Below are 19,015 nucleotides of genomic sequence, written 5' to 3'. Positions count from 1 at the left end.
CTGCGGTGTTCGTACAGATGACCGGCCTCACCGTCGAAGCCGGGCCATCGTTGGACAGGAAGCACGGCCATGCGCACCAATCGTCTCCGAATCCTGACCGCCCTGCTCCTGGCTGCGGGGGGTGCCGCCCTGACCGGCTGCGTCGCTTACGATCCTTACTATCCCGCCTACAACGAGCCGGTGGTGGTTCCGCCGCCGACCGTCTATGCCGTGCCGCCGCCGGTGGTGGTCGGGCCGGGCTATTACCGCCGCCCCTGGAACGACCATTGGCATGGCGACCGCGGCTGGGGCCCGGGACGCGGCTGGGGCCCCGGCAGGGGACCGCGCGGCTGGCGTTGATCGTAGGGAACCGACGGTTCTCAGACGGCGTTGGCCGGCACGCAATCGGCGCAGTTGCGCAACACCAGCACGGTGTGGTCGTCGTCGCTCACCGCACCGTCGCGCAGCAGAACCAGCGCCGCCAGCGTCGGTTCGACCCCGTGCAGGTCGCGGTGGATGAACAGGGCGGGCAGCCGGGCGCACCCGCCGGTGTAGAGCACGACATGCTCCCCCGGTGCCCAGCGCAGATGGACCGAAGCGGGGGCCAGCGGGTTGAAACCGATCATCGCCCAGCGGGCGCCGAGCGCCGTGATCTCCTGCCGGCGCACCACCGCCCCGGCCAGGGTGCCGAGCGCCGTGTAATCCACCGCACCGCCATCGAAGCGCAGGACCGCGACGGCCGACCGCCCGATCCGCGTCAAGGTCCGGTCATGGGACAACCCCAGTTCGGGCCGCCCCTTCAGGTCGCGCCGGATGGCGTTGACCACGACGGGAGCCGGCAGCCCCGGCACCGTGGCGGCGACCACCGCCTCCATCTGCCGCACCACGGCGGGCGTCATCATCGTGGGAGGGTGCGCGCTGAGAGTTTGCGTGGCGCCGCTTTGACCCTTGCCGTCCTCCGGACCGGCATCGGCGGCGGTGTCGCCATCGACCATCAAGGCGATGCCGCAAGGGCCGTCCCCGCCACGGGCGGGGGCACAGCTGACGAACCAATGGTCGATGAAGGGACCGCCGCGCGCGGCATCGCCGCCGCTCCGCTCGACCGTCACCGCCCCGGCCTGGGCCAGGGTGCCGGCCGGCGGCGCATCGTCCGCACCCGGCCGCAGGACACGGGCCAGCAGCGCGAGCCCGATGCCCGGCGTGGCATGAACATGGAACCGGTCGGCCTCGCCGCGAACGGATTCCAACGCCGCGTCAAGCGCGGGGAGACCGCCATCCGGCGTTGACGGGGTCAGTGCGACAGTTTTGGGATCGCGGTCGTAGGCCAGGCATTCGACGCCGGCCCCGCTGCGCATCCGCGCGATCAGAATGGTCCCGTCCGGCCGGCCAAGAGCATAGTCGGCCAGCATGGCCACCAGCCGGTCCAGCCGCGCCGCCTCGTCCACCGGCAGCACCCCGTCGGCCCGTTCCGCCGCGATCCGACGCGCCGTGGCGATGTCGTCGGGCGACGCCACGGCGATGCGACGGTGACCATGATCGGGGAACATAGAACCGCTCCTGTCAGCGCTCTGGTTGCTCTTCCCCGGAACTTTACAATCCTCTTCCGGTCAAGCCCACGGAAAGCACTCGCCGGCCTTCAATTTTCAACCGGCCGTGTCTGACGGAGCCGCAATCCGGCAAGGGCGGCGGCCCGCAAAGACGGTCCCCGGCGACGGCCCCCGGGGATTGCGGCATCAGGATGCCGCCACCTCCATCAATGCGGCCGGCTGGCGGATCGACATGGGATGCGGCAGGTCGCGGGCGCGCAGCAGCTCCGCCGACTCCCAGAGGCGGCCCAGGCCGACGATGGAGCGGCAGGCGGTCTTTTCCATGATGCGGGCGCGGTGGACCTCCACCGTCTTGATGCTGATGCCCAGCTCCCAGGCAATGGTCTTGCTCTGCTTGCCCTCGACGATCAGTTCCAGAACCTCCGACTCGCGGCGGCTCAGCAGGGCGAGCCGGCGGACGGCGTCGCGGCTGCGGTCGCGCTGCTGGGCATGCGGGCTGCCGGACGCCAGGCAGGCGCGCAGCCGCTCCAGGAAGGCCGGGATGGCGAAGGGGCGGGCGATGCAGTCGACCGCGCCGGCCTTCATCGCGGCGACGGCGGCGTCGACGTCGCCCTGCTCGGTCATCACCAAGACCGGCAGGTCGTGGCCGTGCAGCGAGGCCTCGGCCATGAACTCCATGGCGGTCATGTCCGGCAGGTCGCTGCGCAGGACGATGCAGGAGGACCCGGTGCCCAGCACGGCCAGCGCATCGGCGGCGGTGCTGTGGACACGGCAGGCGATGCCGACCGCGCCCAGCGCCCGCGAAAGCGTGCTGCGCGACATCAGGTCGCCATCGACAATGTGAACGAGGAAGGTGGTTTGCGGATAAGCGGGCGCGGAAATTTGCAGGGGCATCTTGGGACCTCCACCACATCGGGCCGGCGAACAGCGCCGGCTCTCCATGACAGCCGATCCGTGTTCGAACCGCCGCCATGACCGACATTTTAGCGGTCATCCCTTATTGACCGCTGCAATCGCGAGGGATAGCGGACCTGTCTAAAAGGATACCAGGGATACTACACCGGCGAAAACTTCAACAAGAACGCCGATCAAAGCGCTATCCCACGGTACAACCCGAAACCAAACGGCGAATGCTCCAAGTATTTTCGCAAACTCAGCACCCGGACGATCTACACGCCGACAGGCAACGCTGGCTGAACTTTATCACAAGACAAGAAAAGCCATCCGGATCGTTTGTTGTGATCGCCGGGTTCAAAAATTATCTTCGCGGGAATTTAACGTTCCGCGCAGACTTTCCGGCTGTAATCCCGTGGCCGCTCAGGCGCGGCGGCGGGTCGCCAGGAGGATGCCGGCGGCGATCAGGGCGATGCCGATCCCATGGTAGAGGTGCGGCTGCTCGCCCAGGAACAGGATGGCCAGCAGGCTGCCGAAGACCGGCACCAGATGGATGGCGAGGCCGGCGGTGTTGGGACCGAGAAGCTCCACCGCCCGGTTGAAGCAGAGATAGGCGGCGATGGACGGGAACAGCACGGTGTAGCCGACCGCCAGCAGCGTGATGCCGCTGGCCTGGACCGGATGGCCGCTCAGGCTTTCCCAAATGTAGAAGGGCAGCAGTTCCACCGCACCGATGGCGAAAGTGACGACGACGAAGCTCAGCCCGTGGATCGCCGGCCGGCGGCGCAGCAGCGTGGTGTAGGCGGCATAGATCACCACCGCCGCCAGCATCCAGACGTCGCCGGCATTCAGTTCCAGCCCCAGCAGGGTTCCCGGATCGCCGTGCGAGATCAGGGTCATCGCGCCGACCAGCGAGACCGCGATCCCCACCCCCTGCATCGCCCCGATCCGGTCGCGGAACAGGACGAGGCTCATCAGCACGATCATCACCGGCATCGACGATTGCAGCATCACGCAGTTCAGCGCGGTCGTCGTGTTGAGCGCGATGTATTGGAGGGTGTTGTAGATGCCGATGCCCAGCGTGCCCAGCAGCAGCACGCTCTTCCACCGCGCCAGGATCGGCGTGATGTCGTGGCGCAGATGCGGCCAGGCGAAGGGCAGCACCACCAGCATGCCCAGGAACCAGCGCCAGAAGGCCAGCCCGATGGGCGGCACCGACCCGGCGACCGCACGCCCCAGGACCGCGTTGCCCGCCCAGAACAGGGGCGGCAGCATCATCAGCAGCCAGGCCTGATCGGCGAGACGGGATCCCTTGACGGAGGCGGTGCGGTCGGCGGGCATGGCGCTGTCCCGTGCGTTCAGCTGCGGCGGCGGGGCGAGGCGAAGACGCTCGCCGCGGTCACGGCGGCGCTGCGGTCGCTGCTGTCCTCGGCACGGAAGACGCTTGCGCGGGCTTCGCGGCGGGGATGGCGCGGCGCGTCCTCACGACCTTCGCCCCCCCGACCCTCGCCACGGCCCTCACCTCGGCCCTCGCGGCCTTCACGGCCCTCGCGGGCAGGCTTGACGGGCTGGCGCAGTTCGGCGTCGAGTTCGGCGATGCGCTTGACCAACGCTTCACGGATGGCGGGGGCCGCGTGGGCTTTCAGCGTCGCCAGCTGCTCCTTGAGCTGAACCAGCTGGCGCTGCTTCTGCTCGCGGGTGCGCTTGATGGCGACGTTGTCGGAATGCTGGCCCTCGAAGGAGCGCATGGAACAGGCCCTCGTTTAAAAATACGGAAGTCAGGAGGCCGGCGCCCCACGCTGGGGTGCCCGGCAAGAGAGGGGCGGATTATTGGGAGGCGACCGCGGCAAAGCAAGGCGGACTTCACCTTGACTTTTCAGGGTTGGGGCGTTTCAGGAACAGGGTGGCGCTCCGCCTCCGTCCCGGCCATCCGGGCAAAGGAAAGGGGCGCCCCCTTGCGGAGGCGCCCCTTTCCGAACCGAAGGACGGTCGGACGTCAGGCTATTAGAAGCCCATGTCGTCCATGCCGCCCATGCCACCCGGCATGCCGCCCGGAGCAGCCTTCTTCTCCGGCTTCTCGGCGATCATCGCCTCGGTGGTGATCAGCAGGCCGGCGATCGAGGCCGCGTCCTGCAGGGCGGTGCGGACCACCTTCACCGGGTCGATGATGCCGGCGGCGACCAGATCGGTGAACTCACCCTTCTGGGCGTCGTAGCCGAAGTTGGCGTCGTTCTGGTCGAGCAGCTTGCCGACCACGATCGAGCCGTCGGTGCCCGCGTTGTAGGCGATCTGACGGACCGGGGCCTGCAGGGCGCGGCGGATGATGTCGATGCCGACGCGCTGCTCGTCGTTGACCGGGGTCAGGGCGTCCAGGGCCTTGGTGGCGTACAGCAGGGCGGTGCCGCCGCCGGCGACCACACCCTCTTCCACCGCGGCGCGGGTGGCGTGCATCGCGTCGTCAACGCGATCCTTGCGCTCCTTCACCTCGACCTCGGTCGCACCGCCGACGCGGATGACGGCGACGCCGCCGGCCAGCTTGGCCAGACGCTCCTGCAGCTTCTCACGGTCGTAGTCCGAGGTGGTCTCCTCGGCCTGGGCGCGGATCTGGCCGCAACGGGCTTCGATGTCGGCCTTGTCGCCGGCGCCGTCGACGATGGTGGTGGTCTCCTTGGAGATCACGACCTTCTTGGCGGTGCCCAGCATGTCGAGCGTGACGTTCTCGAGCTTGATGCCGAGGTCTTCGCTGATGACCTGGCCGCCGGTCAGGATGGCCATGTCCTCCAGCATCGCCTTGCGGCGATCACCGAAGCCCGGGGCCTTGACGGCGGCGATCTTCAGGCCACCGCGCAGCTTGTTGACCACCAGGGTGGCCAGCGCCTCGCCCTCGATGTCCTCGGCGATGATCAGCAGCGGACGCGAGGACTGGACGACGGCTTCCAGAACCGGCAGCAGCGGCTGCAGGCCCGACAGCTTCTTCTCGTGCAGCAGGATGAACGGGTTCTCGAGATCCGCGACCATCTTGTCGGCGTTGGTCACGAAGTACGGCGACAGGTAGCCGCGGTCGAACTGCATGCCCTCGACGACGTCCAGCTCGGTGTCCAGGCTCTTGGCCTCTTCCACCGTGATGACGCCCTCGTTGCCGACGCGCTCCATCGCCTGGGCGATCATCTTGCCGATCTCGGCTTCGCCGTTGGCGGAGATGGTGCCGACCTGGGCGATCTCGTCGTTGGTCGTGACCTTCTTGGCGCGGCCCTGGATGTCGGCGACGACGGCGGCGACGGCGATGTCGATGCCGCGCTTCAGGTCCATCGGGTTCAGGCCGGCGGCGACCTTGGTCACGCCTTCGCGGACGATGGCCTGGGCCAGGACGGTGGCGGTGGTGGTGCCGTCACCGGCCAGATCGTTGGTCTTCGAGGCGACCTCGCGGACCATCTGGGCGCCCATGTTCTCGAACTTGTCGGCCAGCTCGATTTCCTTGGCGACCGACACGCCGTCCTTGGTGATGCGCGGAGCGCCGAAGGACTTCTCGATCACGACGTTGCGGCCCTTCGGGCCCAGCGTGACCTTCACGGCGTCGGCGAGGATGTCAACGCCACGCAGCAGCTTTTCGCGCGCGGAGGGGCCGAACTTGACGTCTTTGGCAGCCATGTCTCGATTCCTTTAACGTGTAAATTTCGAAGGGTACGGGCGGAGGACTTAGGCCTCGATGACGCCCATGATGTCCGATTCCTTCATGATCAGGTAATCGACGCCTTCGATCTTCACTTCAGTGCCCGACCACTTGCCGAACAGAATGCGGTCGCCGGCCTTGACGTCCAGCGCCACGACCTTGCCCGACTCGTCACGGGCGCCCGGGCCGACGGCGATGATCTCGCCTTCCTGCGGCTTTTCCTTGGCCGTGTCGGGGATGATGATCCCACCCTTGGTCTTGGTGTCGGACTCCAGACGCTTGACGACGACGCGGTCGTGCAGCGGGCGGAACTTCATGGAATGCCTCCTTGGATCAAGGCTTGGTTCTGACTGACGGAAATTGGCGCGGGCGGCGGCTGTTAGCACTCCAGCCCGGCGAGTGCCAGACAGCTAATCGAAGCGGATTGTGGATTCAAGAGGCTCGTTTCGGAATTTGCCGCAAATGTCTGCAACACTCATCCGATCCTGCCTATAGCACATTGATTCAAAATGATATTCCCACATTGCGGCAGACAGCCGGCGCGGGCAAATTTCTTCAAACGGTCACGAAGAAACCGCCCCTTCCGGCAGCGGACGCATCGCCGGCACAGCGAAAGGGCGGAACCGGGCACTGCCAAATCCATCCAATCCCCCCAACCGCTCCCCCGCCTCCCGCACGTCACGCCTGTGATTGCCGTCACAGCGCCATCCGGCGGAATTTCCTAAAATTTTAGAGAAATCGGCACTGGATAAGGTGGAGGGCGGGATGATGGCGAAGCGGCAGGCGGACGGCTGGACCGGTACTCATGCGGCCGACCGCCTCCAACACAAGCGGGCGGCCCGAATCGCCTCCGCTCCGGGATCGGGCAAGCGGGCACGGTGGCGGGAGCATGAGAGCCGGCTGGTGGAGGCTCTTCTGGAGTTCACCACCATCGCCGGTCTGTTCGCCCTGCTCTTCGCTCTGTTCGTGCTGTTCGGCGCCGCCCAGACCCTGTCACCGTGAGTCTTTCGCCCCGATCTCGCGCACAGTTCCCCTGCCGCGCACTCTCCGCCGCACATCCTTGCAATTCGCGACAAGTTCAAATCCACACTTCCCGCTTCACGCGTATTTCACATAGGATCGCCGCCGATACGGGCGGTACCACCACGCCCGGCGCGCCAACCGGGAGTTCCATCCATGACCATCCAGCCGGTCTGCCAAGCCGCGGTCGATCTCGTGAAGCATTTCGAAGGTCTCTACCTCAACGCTTATCTGTGCCCGGCCGGCGTTCCCACCATCGGATACGGCCATACCGCCGGCGTGACGATGGGGCAGACCATCACCGTCGAGCAGGCCGACGCCTTCCTCGCGTCCGACCTGGCCCAGGCCGCCGGCCATGTCGACGCATTGGTGACGGTACCGCTGAACGACGACCAGCGCGGCGCGCTGGCCTCCTTCGTCTTCAACCTCGGCGCCGGCAGCCTGCAAAGCTCGACCCTGCTGAAACTGCTGAACGAAGGCAATTATGCCGACGCCGCCGGCCAGTTCGGCCGCTGGGTCTATGCCACGGTGAACGGCACGCCGACCAAGCTGCCGGGCCTCGTCGCCCGCCGCGCGGCCGAGGAGGCGCTGTTCCAGAGCCAGACCGCCCAGCCGAAGACCGGCGTCACCACCGAGGACGGCACCCCCTGATCCTGGCCTGATATCAGGCTCCGATATCGAAGCCCGATCCAGCATTCCGGCAGGCGCCGGGCACGAGCCGTTTGACGGGACGGGATGTTCGCCCCACATTTGCGGACATCCCACCGCCGCGCTCCGGAATGCCGCCTTGACCGCCTTTGCCTCCGACGGCCTCGCCGCCGCCACCCGCCCCAATCCGAACCGGCCCATCGCCGTCTGGCTGCTGGTCTGCGCCGCCATGGTGCTGACCATGGCCGTGATCGGCGCCATCACCCGGCTGACGGAATCCGGCCTGTCGATGGTGGAATGGAAGCCGCTGATCGGCATCCTGCCGCCGCTGTCCTCGGCGGAATGGAACCGGGTCTTCAACCTGTACAAGGCGACGCCGGAATTCCGCATCTACAACAGCCACATGGATCTGGCCGGCTTCCAGTCGATCTTCTGGTGGGAGTGGTTCCACCGGCTGTGGGGCCAGTTGATCGGGTTCGTGTTCCTGATCCCCTTCCTGCGTTTCTGGATGCAGGGCCGCATCTCGTCGGAGCTGTGGCCGAAGCTGGCCGGCCTGTTCCTGCTGGGCGGGCTCCAGGGCGGCATCGGCTGGTTCATGGTGAAGAGCGGGTTGGTCGATTCGCCGAACGTCAGCCATTACCGGCTGGCCCTGCATCTCAGCACCGCCATCCTGATCTACGCCCTGCTTCTGCGCACGGCGCTGGGCCTGCTCGATCCGCTGCCGATGGCGGGCTGGCGGCCGGAATCGGCGTCCTTGCGCCGCCACACCGGCTGGGCGCTGGGGCTGGTCGCCGTCACCATCGTCTGGGGCGCCTTCGTCGCCGGGTCGGATGCCGGCTTCGCCTACAACACTTTCCCGCTGATGAACGGCCACTGGATTCCGCCGGAGGTCGACACGCTGACCCCCTGGTGGCTCAACCCGGTCGAGAACACCGCGGCGATCCAGCTGATCCACCGCACGCTGGCGATCCTGACCGGCGTGGTCGTCCTGGTGCTGGCCGCCCGTGTCCTGAACGCCCGCCTGCCGGGACGCGCCGGCCGCGCGGCGCTGGCGTCGGGCGCGATGGTCCTGCTGCAAATCGCGATGGGCGTCGCCACGCTGCTGACCGTGGTGTGGACGCCCATCGCCGCCGCTCATCAGGCCGGCGCCATTCTGGTGGTGTCGATGCTGGTCTGGCTGCTGTTCGAACTGCGGCCGGTCGGGCGGGAGTAACGCGCGCCGTATTCTTGCCGGCTTGCGGGCGCGGCCGGCAAGATCGACACGGATTACACGGATTTTCCTATGGCTTGCCGGCGCGGATGCTCCTCGGCAGGCACAAGCCCTGCGGAGGAACATCCGTGAAATCCGTTTTCTAATCCGTGAAATCCGTGGAAAATTTGCCAGACACGCCTGCACCCCGCGAAAGCGCGAGGCGCCGCGTCACGCCCCTTCGGCCAGATCGTACATCGCGTCGAGGTCGGCGATCAGGACCTTGTTGCCTTCCTGGAGCGAGATCACCCCGGCGGTCTTCAGCTGGGTGAAGGTGCGGCTGACGGTTTCGGTGGTCAGGCCCAGATAGTCGGCGATGTCGGCCCGGCTCATCGGCACGAAGACCGGGTTTTCCTTGTGGCCGCGGCGGGCGGCGCGCTGCGACAGCATCAACAGGAAGGAGCAGATCTTCTCCTTCGCCGTCTTGCGGCCGAGCAGGAGCATCTGGTCCTGCGCGGCGGCCAGCTCGTTCGACGCCATCGAGAACAGGCGCCGCTGCATCTTGGGGAATTCCTCCAGCAGCGCATCGATCTTCTTGCGCGGGAAGCGGCAGAGCGAGGCGCTGGTCACCGATTCGGCGGTGTAGGCATAGCTGTCGTTGACCGCCAGCCCGAGGAAATCGCCGGTCACCAGGAATCCGGTGATCTGGCGGCGTCCGTCCGGCAGCAGCTTGTACAGCTTCACCGTCCCGGAGGTGACGTTGTAGAGCGCATCGGATGCGTCGCCCTCGGCGAACAGGGTGTGGCCGGCATCGATGCGCACATTCTGCAGAATGTCGGCAAGACGGCGCAATTCCTCGGGTTCCAGCGCGGCGCACACCGTCAGGCTGCGCACGGGACAGGCCCCGCAGGGATTCATTTCCGTCGCAGCGCTCTTTTCCCGAGCGCGAACCGTATCAAAAGGTGGCATGGAGGAACCCAGCCTTTCATTCCGCATGGGCCCATATTGGTGGCAATCGCTCAGAATCGCAACCTTGCACGCATACAACCTTTTCTATGCCCATACGAGATTTGGCACTATTGCCCGCGCACGGCCTCCGCCGGCTTGGCCGGCTCACCGCCCGCGCGGGGTGCTGACGGCAGGTCGTCGTCGAACAGGACGCGGTGGGCCGCCCCGTCCAGATCGTCAAACTGGCCGGACTTCAGCGCCCACAGAAAGGCCGCCAGCCCCAGCCCGCCCAGGCTCAGCGCAATCGCGATCAGATAGAGAAGCTCGTCCATCACCCGAATCCTTACCCGGCAGTTCCCGAACGGCGATGTCCCGCACGGGAAGATCCTTGACGACGGCGCCGCGGGCCAGCCGCAGCGCGTTCAGAATGACGATCAGCGACGACGACGACATCGCCAGCGCCGCCAGCAGCGGCGTCAGCATGCCGCCCATCGCCAGCGGCACGGCGCACAGGTTATACACCAGGGCGATCCCGAAATTCTGCCTGACCAGACGGCCGGACCGGCGGGAAACCTCCACCGTCTCGACGATCGGGCGCAGCAGCCGGCCCTGGAACACCACGTCGGCCGCGGTCTGGCTGACATCCACCGCGGTGGAGGGCGACATCGACACCGCGGCGGCGGCCAGCGCCGGGGCGTCATTCAGCCCGTCGCCGACCATCAGCACGGTGCGGCCCTGCCCGGCCAGTTCGGCCAGCGCCGCGGTCTTGTCGGCCGGCGTCTGCTCGGCCCGCCAGTCGGCGATGCCCAGCCGCTCCGCCACCGCCGCCACGGCACCGCGGCGGTCGCCAGACAGCAGCTTCACCTCCAGCCCGCGCGCCTTCAGCGCCGCCACCACCGCGGCGGCATCCGGGCGCGGGGCGTCGAGGAAGACGATCCGCCGCGGCTCCTCGCCCGGACGGGCCAGCCACAGCTCCGGACCGGCGGCATCCTCCGCCTCCAGCGGCGCGCCGGTGAAGCGGCGGCTGCCCAGCCGCACCTCGCCGTCCGCCGTCTGGAGGGACAGGCCGGCGCCGGCGATCTCGCGCACGCCCGCTGCCACCGGCACCTCGGGCGCGGCGGCGGCCAGCGCACGGGCCAGCGGGTGGCGGCTGGCCGCGGCGAGCGAGGCGGCCAGCGCCAGATCCTCCGCTGACAGCCCCTTCGCCGACAGCCCGTCGAGCTGTGGCACCGGGCGCCCTTCGGTCAGGGTGCCGGTCTTGTCGAACACCACCGTGTCGATGGCGGCGAGCCGCTCCAGTGCGGTCGGGCTCTTCAGCAGCGTGCCCTGGCGCATCAGCCGGCCGCTGGCGATCACCTGCACAACCGGCACCGCCAGCGCCAGCGCGCAGGGGCAGGTGATGATCAGCACGGCGATGGCGTTCATCAGCGCGTCCTGCCACACCACCCCGCCCAGCAGCATCCAGCCGGCGAAAGTGGTCAGCGCGGTCAGATGGACGACAGGAGCGTAGAGGCGGGACACCCGGTCGGCGATGGCGACATATTTGGCGCGGCCCTGCTCCGCCACCTCCATCAGCCGGACGATCTCGGCCAGCAGCGTGCCCTCCCCCACCGCGGTGACGGTCAGGCGCAGCGGTGCGGTCAGGTTGAGGGTGCCGGCGAAGACCTGATCGCCCGGCCGCGCGGTGCCCGGCACCGTCTCGCCGGTGATCAGGCCGGTGTCGAGGTCGGACACGCCGTCGGACACCCGGCCGTCGACGGGGATGCGCTCGCCGGCCGCGACCAGGATGACGGTGCCGGGGACGACCTGCTCCGGCGCCACCACGGCACTGGTGCCGTCCTCTTTCAGAATGGTGACGGCATTGGCGCGCAGGCCCAGCAGCTGTTCGGCCGCCGACCGCGCCCGGCCGCGCGCGCGCTGGTCGAGATAGCGGCCGACCAGCAGGAAGAACAGCAGCATGACGCCGCCGTCGAAATAGGCGTGCTCGCCGCTGTGGATGGTCTCGAACAGGCTCATGCCGGTGGCGAGCAGCACGCCGATGGTGATCGGCACATCCATGTTGGTGCGGCCGTGGCGCAAGGCCGACAGCGCCGAGCGCGCGAAGGGACGCAGCGCATAGGCGATGGCCGGCATGCAGATCAGCGCCGAAATCCAGTGCATCAGGTCGCGGGTGGCGGTGCCCATGCCCTGGCTGTGACCGGCCCAGACCGACACCGACAGCAGCATGACGTTGCCCATGGCGAAGCCGGCCACCGCCATGGCGCGCAGCAGTTCCTTCTCGCTCTTGGCCTGGGCGCCGCCCAGCCGGTCGGGGTCGAAGGGAACGGCGCGGTATCCCAACTGGGCCACGGTGCCGACCACCGCGTTGGCGTCGGTCGTCTCGGGCGTCCAGCGCACGGTCAGCCGCCGCGTGGTCATGTTCATGCGGGCCTGCCCGACGCCCGGCTGGCGGTTGAGCGCCGATTCGATCAGCCAGACGCAGGCCGCGCACTGCATGCCGTCGACCATCAGGTGCAGGCTGCGGCTGCCGTCCTGCTCGTCGCGGGCGTGCGGTTCGTAATCGACCGCCGGGGCATCGTCGGGACGCAGCGGGCGGGCGGTGGGATCGACGCTGCGGCGCTCGTAATAGCGCTCCAGCCCCAGCCCGCGGACAAGGTCGTAGGCGGCGGCGCAGCCGGTGCAGCAGAACGGCCCGGCGCCATCGCCGGCGGCAAGGCCGCCACCCTGCGCGCCCTCGCCAAGCTCTTGTCCGCAATGGAGGCAGACGGTCATCTCGACATCACCCTGACTGTCCCGGTCGCGGCGCCTTCGTTCGCCGCCTTCACTGCACCCAGACGCGCTTCTGGTCCTGATAGTCGCCGCTGGCGTGGGTGATGACGAAGCGCATGTCCCACTGGCCTTCCAGGTCCAGTTCCACCGCGGCGCCGTAGCGGCCCTCGCCCAGATAGGGCAGCGAGAGGGTCTTGTCATGCCCCTCGGAGATCGGACGGATCATCGTCACGGTGACGGCGGCATCCTTCAGGACCTGACCCTGCTTGTCGCGGACGGTGATGGCGATCACGCCCTTGCGCGGTTCGGTGCTGGTGAAGTCCGGCTGGACCTGCCAGCCGCGTTCCACCTGGGCGCGGGCTCCGGCCAGATCGCTGTTGTAGCCGAGCCCCTTGATGAAGTGGTTCTCGGTCTCGATCCCGGTCCAGCTCGACACCGCGAAATGGACCATCACCCCGTTCACCGCCAGGACGATCATGAAGACGCCGACGAAGATCCAGGGGATGTACCATCCCGGCTGGCGCGGTGCCTTCGGGCGTTTCGGCGGGAGGGGGCGGTTTCCGGTGGTGGTGCTGATGCTCATGTCGCTGGCTGCCCTTCGACTGGTCGGCGGCGTTTGATCGCGGACACTATGGCGACCGATTGCCGCAGGGACATTGCGATGGATCAAATGACAGGAAGTTAACGAACCGGCCGGCCGAAGCCCAAAAATCCCAGAGAACCAGAAATCCCAAAGAAAAAGGCGCCGGGGAGTGACCTCCCCGACGCCCTTTCCGGTCGGTTCCGCAATGGCCCGCCCGGACTTTGGCTTACTTGCCGCCGCCCAGGTTGTGGACGTAGACGGCCAGCGACTTGATCGTCGCATCGTCCAGACGCTTGGACCAGGCCGGCATGACGCCGGCGCGGCCGTTGGTCACCGTCTCGACCAGCGTCTGCTTGTCGCTGCCGTAGAGCCAGTTGGCCTGTTTCAGCGGCGGAGCGCCGACACCGTCGACACCGGCGGCAACCGAACCCTGGGCCGCGTCGCCGTGGCAGGCGGCGCAGTTCTCGTCATAGACGGTCTTGCCCTTGGCGGCCTTGCCCGCATCGGCGGTCTTGCCGTTCAGCGACAGCACATAGTCCGTGACCTGATCGATCTGGTCGCGGTTGAGGATGCCGTCCTTGCCGAAGGCGGTCATGCCGACGTTCGGCGTGCCGCGGGTGTCGCCGTCATCCGAACGGATGCCGTGCTGGATGGTCTTGTAGATGTCGGCCGAGGAGCCGCCCCACAGCCACACGTCGTCGGCCAGCGTCGGGAAGCCCTTGGCACCCTGGCCGCCGGCGCCGTGGCAGGCGGCGCAGTTCTCGTTGAAGTAGGACCGGCCGCCGGCCATCGCGAAGCCCAGCAGGTCCTTGTCCTTCTGGATTTCGTCGACCGACTTGGCGGCGATGGCGGTCAGGAACTTGGCCTGGCCGGCCTTCGCCTCCGCCATCCTGGTGTCCAGCTCCTCGCGCTGGGAATATCCCAGGATGCCCTTCGTGTAGGTCTTGCCCAGCGGCCAGGCCGGGTAGAACACGTAGTACACCATCGCCCAGGCGATGCAGACGTAGAAGAGATACAGCCACCACTTGGGCAGCGGATTGTTCAGCTCGCGCAGTCCATCCCACTCGTGGCCGGTGGTCTCGACGCCGGACAGCTCGTCCTTGTAATTCTGTGCCATGGTCTAAAGCTCCTGACCATCATCCTTGAGCGGGATCTGGGCGGCGTCGTCGAAGGTGCGGCGGTTGCCGGGCCACATGGCGTAAACCAGGATGCCCGTCAGCAGCAGCATCAACCACACCGTCCAGAAGGACCGAAGCATCACCGTGATCGAATCCAAGTCCATGGATTCCTCCCCCGATTACTGCTGCAACTGCTTGGACTGGTACTTGGTGAAATCCACCATGGTGCCCAGCACTTGCAGGTAGGCGACGAGAGCGTCCATTTCGGTGACCGCCTTTTCGCCGGTGAAGTTCGCCACCACGGCCTTCGGATAGCGCTTCATCAGCCCGGCGGTGTCGCCGTCGGGGTTCTTCTGCGCTTCCAGGTCGGCCTTGGCGTTGGCGATCTGCTCGTCGGTGTAGGGAACGCCGACGATCTTCAGCGTCTTCAGGTGGTCGCCGATGTCGCCGTAGCTCAGCGGACGATCCTTCATCCAGCCGTAGGTCGGCATGATCGACTCCGGCACGACCGCGCGCGGGTTCACCAGATGGGCGACCTGCCAGGCGTTGGAGTATTTGCCGCCGACGCGGGCCAGATCGGGACCGGTGCGCTTGGAGCCCCACTGGAACGGATGGTCGTACATCGACTCCGCCGCCAGCGAGTAGTGGCCATAGCGCTCGACCTCGTCACGGAACGGACGGATCTGCTGGCTGTGGCAGTTGTAGCAGCCTTCGCGCAGGTAGATGTTCTGCCCGGCCAGTTCGAGCGGGGAGTAGGGGCGGACCCCCTCCACCTTCTCGATGGTCGATTCGATGGTGAAGAGCGGGACGATCTGAACCAGACCGCCGATCGACACGGTGATCAGCACGAGCACGATCAGCAGAAGGGTATTCCGCTCGATCAGGTCGTGGCTGAAGCCCTTTTTATCCTGAGCCATTTCTCGCATCCTTCCCTAGCGTCAGGCCGCGCCGACCGTCGCCTTGTGCGGCGTGGTGACATAGGGCTTCTCGATGCGGACATCGCCCTTCGCCGTGCGCCACAGGTTGTAGACCATGATGAGAGCGCCGGTGACGAACAGGACGCCGCCCATCGCGCGGATCACGTAGAACGGGTGCATCGCCGCGACGGTCTCCACGAAGGAGTACTGCAGGAAGCCCAGGTTGTCGTAGGCGCGCCACATCAGGCCCTGCATGATGCCCGACACCCACATGGCGGTGATGTAGAGCACGATGCCGATGGTGGCGGTCCAGAAGTGGTAGCTGACCAGACGCATGCTGTAGAGCTGCGAGCGCTTCCACAGCACCGGCACGAGATAGTAGATCGCGCCGAAGGAGACGAAGGCGACCCAGCCGAGAGCGCCGGAGTGCACGTGGCCGATGGTCCAGTCGGTGTAGTGCGACAGGGCGTTGACCGGCTTGACCGACATCAGCGGGCCTTCGAAGGTCGACATGCCGTAGAAGGCGACCGAGGTGACCAGGAAACGCAGGACCGGGTCGGTGCGCAGCTTATCCCAGGCGCCCGACAGGGTCATGATGCCGTTGATCATGCCGCCCCAGGACGGCATCCACAGCATGACGGAGAAGGTCATGCCCAGCGTCTGCGCCCAGTCCGGCAGGGAGGTGTAGTGCAGGTGGTGCGGGCCGGCCCAGATGTAGAGGAAGATCAGGGTCCAGAAGTGGACGATCGACAGGCGGTAGGAATAGACCGGCCGCTCGGCGCGCTTGGGCACGAAGTAGTACATGATGCCCAGGAAGCCGGCGGTCAGGAAGAAGCCGACCGCGTTGTGGCCGTACCACCACTGCACCATGGCGCTCTGGACGCCAGATACGAAGGTGTAGGACTTCATCCCGAACAGCGACACCGGGATGTTGATGTTGTTGCCGATGTGCAGGATCGCGACGGTCAGGATGAACGCCATGAAGAACCAGTTCGCCACATAGATGTGCGACTCGCGCCGCGTCATCACCGTGCCGATGAACTGGACCGCATAGAGCACCCAGGTGACCGTCAGGTACAGGTCGAGGATCCATTCGGGCTCGGCGTATTCCTTGCCCTGGGTGAAGCCCAGGACATAGCTCAGCGCCGCGAGCACGATGAAGACGTTGTAGTTCCAGAAGATGAACTTCGCCAGCCCTTCGCCCCCGAAGAGATACTGGCGGCAAGTCCGCTGGACCGAATAGAGCGAAGTGGCGAACAGCACATTGCCGCCGAACGCGAAAATCACGGCCGAGGTGTGGACCGGGCGCAGGCGCCCGAAGCTCGTCCACTCCAGCCCGAGATTCAGCGCCGGGAAAGCCAGCTGCAGAGCGATGAAGGTGCCGGCCAGGAAACCGACCACGCCCCAGAACACTGCAGCGATCACGAAGAGTCGGATGGCGTCCTCATGGTAACGCACGTCTTCCGACACCCGCTGGCTGCCCAGGGTGGCCCCTGAAGTCAGAGTCGCTGATGTCATACAATCTCTCCCGTTTGCCCCGGGCGGCCGCGGGGCCGCGCCTTCTGGGTTGCACCACCACTGGGTACGTACTGTTAAGGAGCGGGACAGGTTGCACTCGGAAATGCCGAAAGGGACGCCGGGCGCGCCTGTCTCCAATGGCGCCCACTATGTGTATGGGGGGGTTCTGCAACATTGATCTACGTCAACGACCCTTCCGCCCCGGGGCTGCCATCGTTCAGTGTCCTTGCAATCGGCCGGGCTGAAATGGACGACGGTTTCATCGCTAAACCCCTTGGTCGGCGCCAGATCGACCAGGCCTACCCACTGGTCTGCGCCATGGCGCCGGGCCTGGGGGTCGACCAATGGCGCGCATTTGCCGCAGCGGTTCTGGACAGCGCAACCCTGGGGAGCAGTACGGAAGGTGCCGCCGGCGACGGGGCCGCCAGGGAAGGCCGCCTGCCGGCAAGCCGGGGCATCATGACCGTGCAGAACGCGCAGGGGTACCTGCACGGCCTGTTCTCCTACACGGCCGAACCGCACCTGCTGCACGGGCGGACGCTGTGCGTCGACAACTTCGTCGTGCTCGACCTGTTCGACGTCGCCGGCGTGGCGGAGGCCCTGCTGCGGGCGATGGAGGGGCTGGCCCGGCGGCTGGGCTGCGCCGCCATCCACACCACCCTGCCCGACCGGTTCGCCCGGCCCGATTCCCTTCAAGACTCCCGCCGCGACCCGATCCCCGACTGCTTCCGCACCGAAGGGCACCGGCAGGAGACGATCCGCTTCTGCAAGGATCTGGTGGTGGTCAACGACAATGCCGTGACGCCGGCGGAGGGGCGGCGCGACGCGGAATAGGCGAAGACGGCGGGAAAGACAGGCGGCCATTGCGCGCCGCCGATTTGCCGCTAGGATGCGGGCCCATGAGCGACACCGGCACCAAACCCGTCAAGAAATACCCGGCGATCCATCTGCAGTCCGGCCGCCAGCGGCGCGTCATGCAGGGACACCCCTGGGTCTATTCCAACGAAGTCCAGATGGACACCACCGCCAAGGCGGTGCCGCCCGGCAGCCCGGTGCGGCTTCTGGACCCCGGCGGGACGCCGCTGGGCATCTACACCTTCAATCCGCACACGCTGATCGCCGCCCGGCTGCTGTCGAACGACCCGGCGACCGTGGTGGACCAGACCTTCATCGCCGACCGGCTGCGCCGCGCGGTGGAGTTGCGCGACCGGCTGTTCAGCCGTCCCTTCTACCGCGTCGTCCATGCCGAGGCGGACGGGCTGCCCGGCCTGATCGTTGACCGCTTCGACGACGTGGTGACGGTGCAGGCCAATTCCGTCTTCATGGACCTCCGGATCGACGAGATCCTAGCCGCCATCGACGAGGTGATGGCGCCGCGCGCGGTCATCCTGCGCAACGACGGCAGCCAGCGCGCGCTGGAAGGGCTGGCGGAGGAGACCCGGCTGGCCAAGGGCGAGATCGACGGCTCGATCTGCCTTGAAGAGAACGGCGCCACCTTCTTCGCCAACCCGCTGGACGGCCAGAAGACCGGCTGGTTCTACGACCAGCGCGACAACCGCGCCTTCATCGCTTCGCTGGCCAAGGGCGGCCGGGCCATCGACTTCTACAGCTACAATGGCGGCTTCGGCATCCAGTGCGCGGTGGCCGGCGCCACCCAGGTGATCGCGGTCGACCGCTCCGCCCTGGCGCTGGAGAACGCCACCCGCGCCGCCGAGGCGAACGGCGTCGCCGACCGCTTCGAGGCACGCAAGGCCGACGCCTTCCAGGAGATGGAGCGGCTGGGCACGGCCGGCGAGACCTTCCAGGTCGTGGTCGCCGATCCGCCCGCCTTCGTGAAGTCGAAGAAGGATCTGGCGGCCGGCAGCCGCGCCTACCGCAAGATGGCGCGGCTGGCGGCGAAGATCACGGCACCGGGCGGCTATCTGCTCTGCGGGTCGTGCAGCCACAATGTCGATCCACTGACCTTCGCCGAACTGGTCGCCCGCGGCCTGCACGACGCCGGCCGCACCGGCCGCATCCTGCGCAGCGCCGGCGCCGGGCCCGACCACCCGGTCCACCCGCACCTGCCCGAGTCGGCCTATCTGAAGGCGCTCGTGCTGCAATTGGACTGAGTGCTGCCGGCCTGAGCATCAGGGGCGACGGGGGGGACGTACACAGGAGGTACGTCCCCCCGTACGCCTCCAGCCCCGGCCCGGCGGCGGCACATACGCCTGCT

20 protein-coding genes are annotated in these 19,015 nt (G+C 67.2%); 6 read left to right on the top strand and 14 right to left on the bottom strand.

All coding sequences use genetic code 11. The features are described 5' to 3' along the window. The first annotated feature begins 69 nt into the window (after positions 1-69). Positions 70-339, top strand: coding sequence for a hypothetical protein (locus ABNQ39_RS14540; protein WP_376958227.1), 270 nt, complete (start codon positions 70-72; stop codon positions 337-339). 20 nt (positions 340-359) lie between these two features. Here the strand turns inward: ABNQ39_RS14540 and ABNQ39_RS14535 are convergent, their stop codons facing one another. The 6 genes from ABNQ39_RS14535 to groES all read right to left on the bottom strand — a co-directional run bounded on the left by ABNQ39_RS14535 (position 360) and on the right by groES (position 6,407). Continuing rightward, complete coding sequence (locus ABNQ39_RS14535) at positions 360-1,526, bottom strand: hypothetical protein (protein ID WP_376958226.1); 1,167 nt, start codon at positions 1,524-1,526, stop codon at positions 360-362. Between the two features lie 186 nt (positions 1,527-1,712). Continuing rightward, complete coding sequence (locus ABNQ39_RS14530; RefSeq protein ID WP_376958225.1) at positions 1,713-2,420, bottom strand: response regulator transcription factor; 708 nt, start codon at positions 2,418-2,420, stop codon at positions 1,713-1,715. 423 nt (positions 2,421-2,843) lie between these two features. Then, the gene (locus ABNQ39_RS14525) at positions 2,844-3,761 is read right to left on the bottom strand and encodes a DMT family transporter (RefSeq protein ID WP_376958224.1); all 918 of its coding nucleotides are present in this window, start codon (positions 3,759-3,761) and stop codon (positions 2,844-2,846) included. A gap of 17 nt (positions 3,762-3,778) precedes the next feature. Then, entirely contained in the window at positions 3,779-4,168 is a 390-nt protein-coding gene (locus tag ABNQ39_RS14520) for a hypothetical protein (protein WP_376958223.1), read from the bottom strand. Between the two features lie 256 nt (positions 4,169-4,424). Then, a complete protein-coding gene (gene groL, locus ABNQ39_RS14515) occupies positions 4,425-6,068 on the bottom strand; it encodes a chaperonin GroEL (RefSeq protein WP_376958222.1) in 1,644 nt (547 codons plus the stop codon). 48 nt (positions 6,069-6,116) lie between these two features. Further along, entirely contained in the window at positions 6,117-6,407 is a 291-nt protein-coding gene (gene groES / locus ABNQ39_RS14510) for a co-chaperone GroES (protein ID WP_042702035.1), read from the bottom strand. Positions 6,408-6,855: 448 nt separating this feature from the next. On the opposite strand from groES, the gene ABNQ39_RS14505 reads away from it, so the two are divergent. The 3 genes from ABNQ39_RS14505 (at position 6,856) to ABNQ39_RS14495 (ending at position 8,971) form a co-directional block, all read left to right on the top strand. Then, on the top strand, positions 6,856-7,092 hold the full coding sequence (locus tag ABNQ39_RS14505; RefSeq protein ID WP_376958221.1) for a hypothetical protein: 237 nt from the start codon (positions 6,856-6,858) through the stop codon (positions 7,090-7,092). Positions 7,093-7,266: 174 nt separating this feature from the next. Next, positions 7,267-7,761 (top strand): lysozyme, encoded by a 495-nt coding sequence (locus tag ABNQ39_RS14500; protein WP_376958220.1) that lies wholly within the window; start codon positions 7,267-7,269, stop codon positions 7,759-7,761. A gap of 136 nt (positions 7,762-7,897) precedes the next feature. After that, positions 7,898-8,971: a COX15/CtaA family protein gene (locus tag ABNQ39_RS14495; RefSeq protein ID WP_376958219.1), complete on the top strand. Its 1,074-nt coding sequence runs from the start codon at positions 7,898-7,900 to the stop codon at positions 8,969-8,971. A 207-nt stretch (positions 8,972-9,178) separates the two neighbouring features. On the opposite strand, the gene ABNQ39_RS14490 is transcribed toward ABNQ39_RS14495, so the two are convergent. The 8 genes from ABNQ39_RS14490 to ccoN form a co-directional block, all read right to left on the bottom strand. Further along, a complete protein-coding gene (locus ABNQ39_RS14490) occupies positions 9,179-9,841 on the bottom strand; it encodes a Crp/Fnr family transcriptional regulator (protein WP_255635713.1) in 663 nt (220 codons plus the stop codon). Between the two features lie 182 nt (positions 9,842-10,023). Continuing rightward, complete coding sequence (ccoS, locus tag ABNQ39_RS14485; RefSeq protein WP_109048081.1) at positions 10,024-10,227, bottom strand: cbb3-type cytochrome oxidase assembly protein CcoS; 204 nt, start codon at positions 10,225-10,227, stop codon at positions 10,024-10,026. Further along, positions 10,133-12,667 carry a heavy metal translocating P-type ATPase gene (locus tag ABNQ39_RS14480; RefSeq protein ID WP_376958218.1) on the bottom strand — a complete coding sequence of 845 codons (2,535 nt, stop codon included), beginning with the start codon at positions 12,665-12,667 and terminating at the stop codon, positions 10,133-10,135. The genes ccoS and ABNQ39_RS14480 overlap by 95 nt, the downstream gene beginning before the upstream one ends. A 49-nt stretch (positions 12,668-12,716) precedes the next feature. Then, complete coding sequence (locus ABNQ39_RS14475; RefSeq protein ID WP_376958217.1) at positions 12,717-13,247, bottom strand: FixH family protein; 531 nt, start codon at positions 13,245-13,247, stop codon at positions 12,717-12,719. A gap of 226 nt (positions 13,248-13,473) precedes the next feature. Next, positions 13,474-14,364, bottom strand: a complete 891-nt coding sequence (gene ccoP, locus ABNQ39_RS14470) for a cytochrome-c oxidase, cbb3-type subunit III (RefSeq protein WP_376958216.1) — start codon at positions 14,362-14,364, stop codon at positions 13,474-13,476. A gap of 3 nt (positions 14,365-14,367) precedes the next feature. Next, positions 14,368-14,529 carry a cbb3-type cytochrome c oxidase subunit 3 gene (locus tag ABNQ39_RS14465; protein ID WP_012972963.1) on the bottom strand — a complete coding sequence of 54 codons (162 nt, stop codon included), beginning with the start codon at positions 14,527-14,529 and terminating at the stop codon, positions 14,368-14,370. A gap of 15 nt (positions 14,530-14,544) precedes the next feature. Further along, on the bottom strand, positions 14,545-15,282 hold the full coding sequence (gene ccoO, locus ABNQ39_RS14460; RefSeq protein WP_376958215.1) for a cytochrome-c oxidase, cbb3-type subunit II: 738 nt from the start codon (positions 15,280-15,282) through the stop codon (positions 14,545-14,547). 21 nt (positions 15,283-15,303) lie between these two features. Continuing rightward, positions 15,304-16,800 carry a cytochrome-c oxidase, cbb3-type subunit I gene (gene ccoN, locus ABNQ39_RS14455; protein WP_376958214.1) on the bottom strand — a complete coding sequence of 499 codons (1,497 nt, stop codon included), beginning with the start codon at positions 16,798-16,800 and terminating at the stop codon, positions 15,304-15,306. 246 nt (positions 16,801-17,046) lie between these two features. Between ccoN and ABNQ39_RS14450 the strand changes: the two genes are divergently transcribed. Both ABNQ39_RS14450 and ABNQ39_RS14445 read left to right on the top strand, forming a co-directional pair. Further along, positions 17,047-17,634, top strand: a complete 588-nt coding sequence (locus ABNQ39_RS14450) for a hypothetical protein (RefSeq protein ID WP_376958213.1) — start codon at positions 17,047-17,049, stop codon at positions 17,632-17,634. Positions 17,635-17,699: 65 nt separating this feature from the next. Beyond that, the gene (locus ABNQ39_RS14445) at positions 17,700-18,911 is read left to right on the top strand and encodes a class I SAM-dependent rRNA methyltransferase (RefSeq protein ID WP_376958212.1); all 1,212 of its coding nucleotides are present in this window, start codon (positions 17,700-17,702) and stop codon (positions 18,909-18,911) included. The last annotated feature ends 104 nt before the right edge of the window (positions 18,912-19,015 follow it).

The organism is Azospirillum sp. A26 (assembly GCF_042604635.1).
In the GTDB taxonomy this organism is placed as follows: domain Bacteria; phylum Pseudomonadota; class Alphaproteobacteria; order Azospirillales; family Azospirillaceae; genus Azospirillum; species Azospirillum palustre.
The sequence above is the reverse complement of the archived record's forward strand: the minus strand, read 5'-3'. Positions and strand labels throughout refer to the sequence as shown.

Bases quoted from the DNA above. Each gene is read 5' to 3' on its own strand.
- ABNQ39_RS14540 (WP_376958227.1), top strand. From the start codon at position 70: ATGCGCACCAATCGTCTCCGAATCCTGACCGCCCTGCTCCTGGCTGCG.
- ABNQ39_RS14535 (WP_376958226.1), bottom strand. From the start codon at position 1,526: ATGTTCCCCGATCATGGTCACCGTCGCATCGCCGTGGCGTCGCCCGAC.
- ABNQ39_RS14530 (WP_376958225.1), bottom strand. From the start codon at position 2,420: ATGCCCCTGCAAATTTCCGCGCCCGCTTATCCGCAAACCACCTTCCTC.
- ABNQ39_RS14525 (WP_376958224.1), bottom strand. From the start codon at position 3,761: ATGCCCGCCGACCGCACCGCCTCCGTCAAGGGATCCCGTCTCGCCGAT.
- ABNQ39_RS14520 (WP_376958223.1), bottom strand. From the start codon at position 4,168: ATGCGCTCCTTCGAGGGCCAGCATTCCGACAACGTCGCCATCAAGCGC.
- groL (WP_376958222.1), bottom strand. From the start codon at position 6,068: ATGGCTGCCAAAGACGTCAAGTTCGGCCCCTCCGCGCGCGAAAAGCTG.
- groES (WP_042702035.1), bottom strand. From the start codon at position 6,407: ATGAAGTTCCGCCCGCTGCACGACCGCGTCGTCGTCAAGCGTCTGGAG.
- ABNQ39_RS14505 (WP_376958221.1), top strand. From the start codon at position 6,856: ATGATGGCGAAGCGGCAGGCGGACGGCTGGACCGGTACTCATGCGGCC.
- ABNQ39_RS14500 (WP_376958220.1), top strand. From the start codon at position 7,267: ATGACCATCCAGCCGGTCTGCCAAGCCGCGGTCGATCTCGTGAAGCAT.
- ccoS (WP_109048081.1), bottom strand. From the start codon at position 10,227: ATGGACGAGCTTCTCTATCTGATCGCGATTGCGCTGAGCCTGGGCGGG.
- ABNQ39_RS14480 (WP_376958218.1), bottom strand. From the start codon at position 12,667: ATGACCGTCTGCCTCCATTGCGGACAAGAGCTTGGCGAGGGCGCGCAG.
- ABNQ39_RS14475 (WP_376958217.1), bottom strand. From the start codon at position 13,247: ATGAGCATCAGCACCACCACCGGAAACCGCCCCCTCCCGCCGAAACGC.
- ccoP (WP_376958216.1), bottom strand. From the start codon at position 14,364: ATGGCACAGAATTACAAGGACGAGCTGTCCGGCGTCGAGACCACCGGC.
- ABNQ39_RS14465 (WP_012972963.1), bottom strand. From the start codon at position 14,529: ATGGACTTGGATTCGATCACGGTGATGCTTCGGTCCTTCTGGACGGTG.
- ccoO (WP_376958215.1), bottom strand. From the start codon at position 15,282: ATGGCTCAGGATAAAAAGGGCTTCAGCCACGACCTGATCGAGCGGAAT.
- ccoN (WP_376958214.1), bottom strand. From the start codon at position 16,800: ATGACATCAGCGACTCTGACTTCAGGGGCCACCCTGGGCAGCCAGCGG.
- ABNQ39_RS14450 (WP_376958213.1), top strand. From the start codon at position 17,047: ATGGACGACGGTTTCATCGCTAAACCCCTTGGTCGGCGCCAGATCGAC.
- ABNQ39_RS14445 (WP_376958212.1), top strand. From the start codon at position 17,700: ATGAGCGACACCGGCACCAAACCCGTCAAGAAATACCCGGCGATCCAT.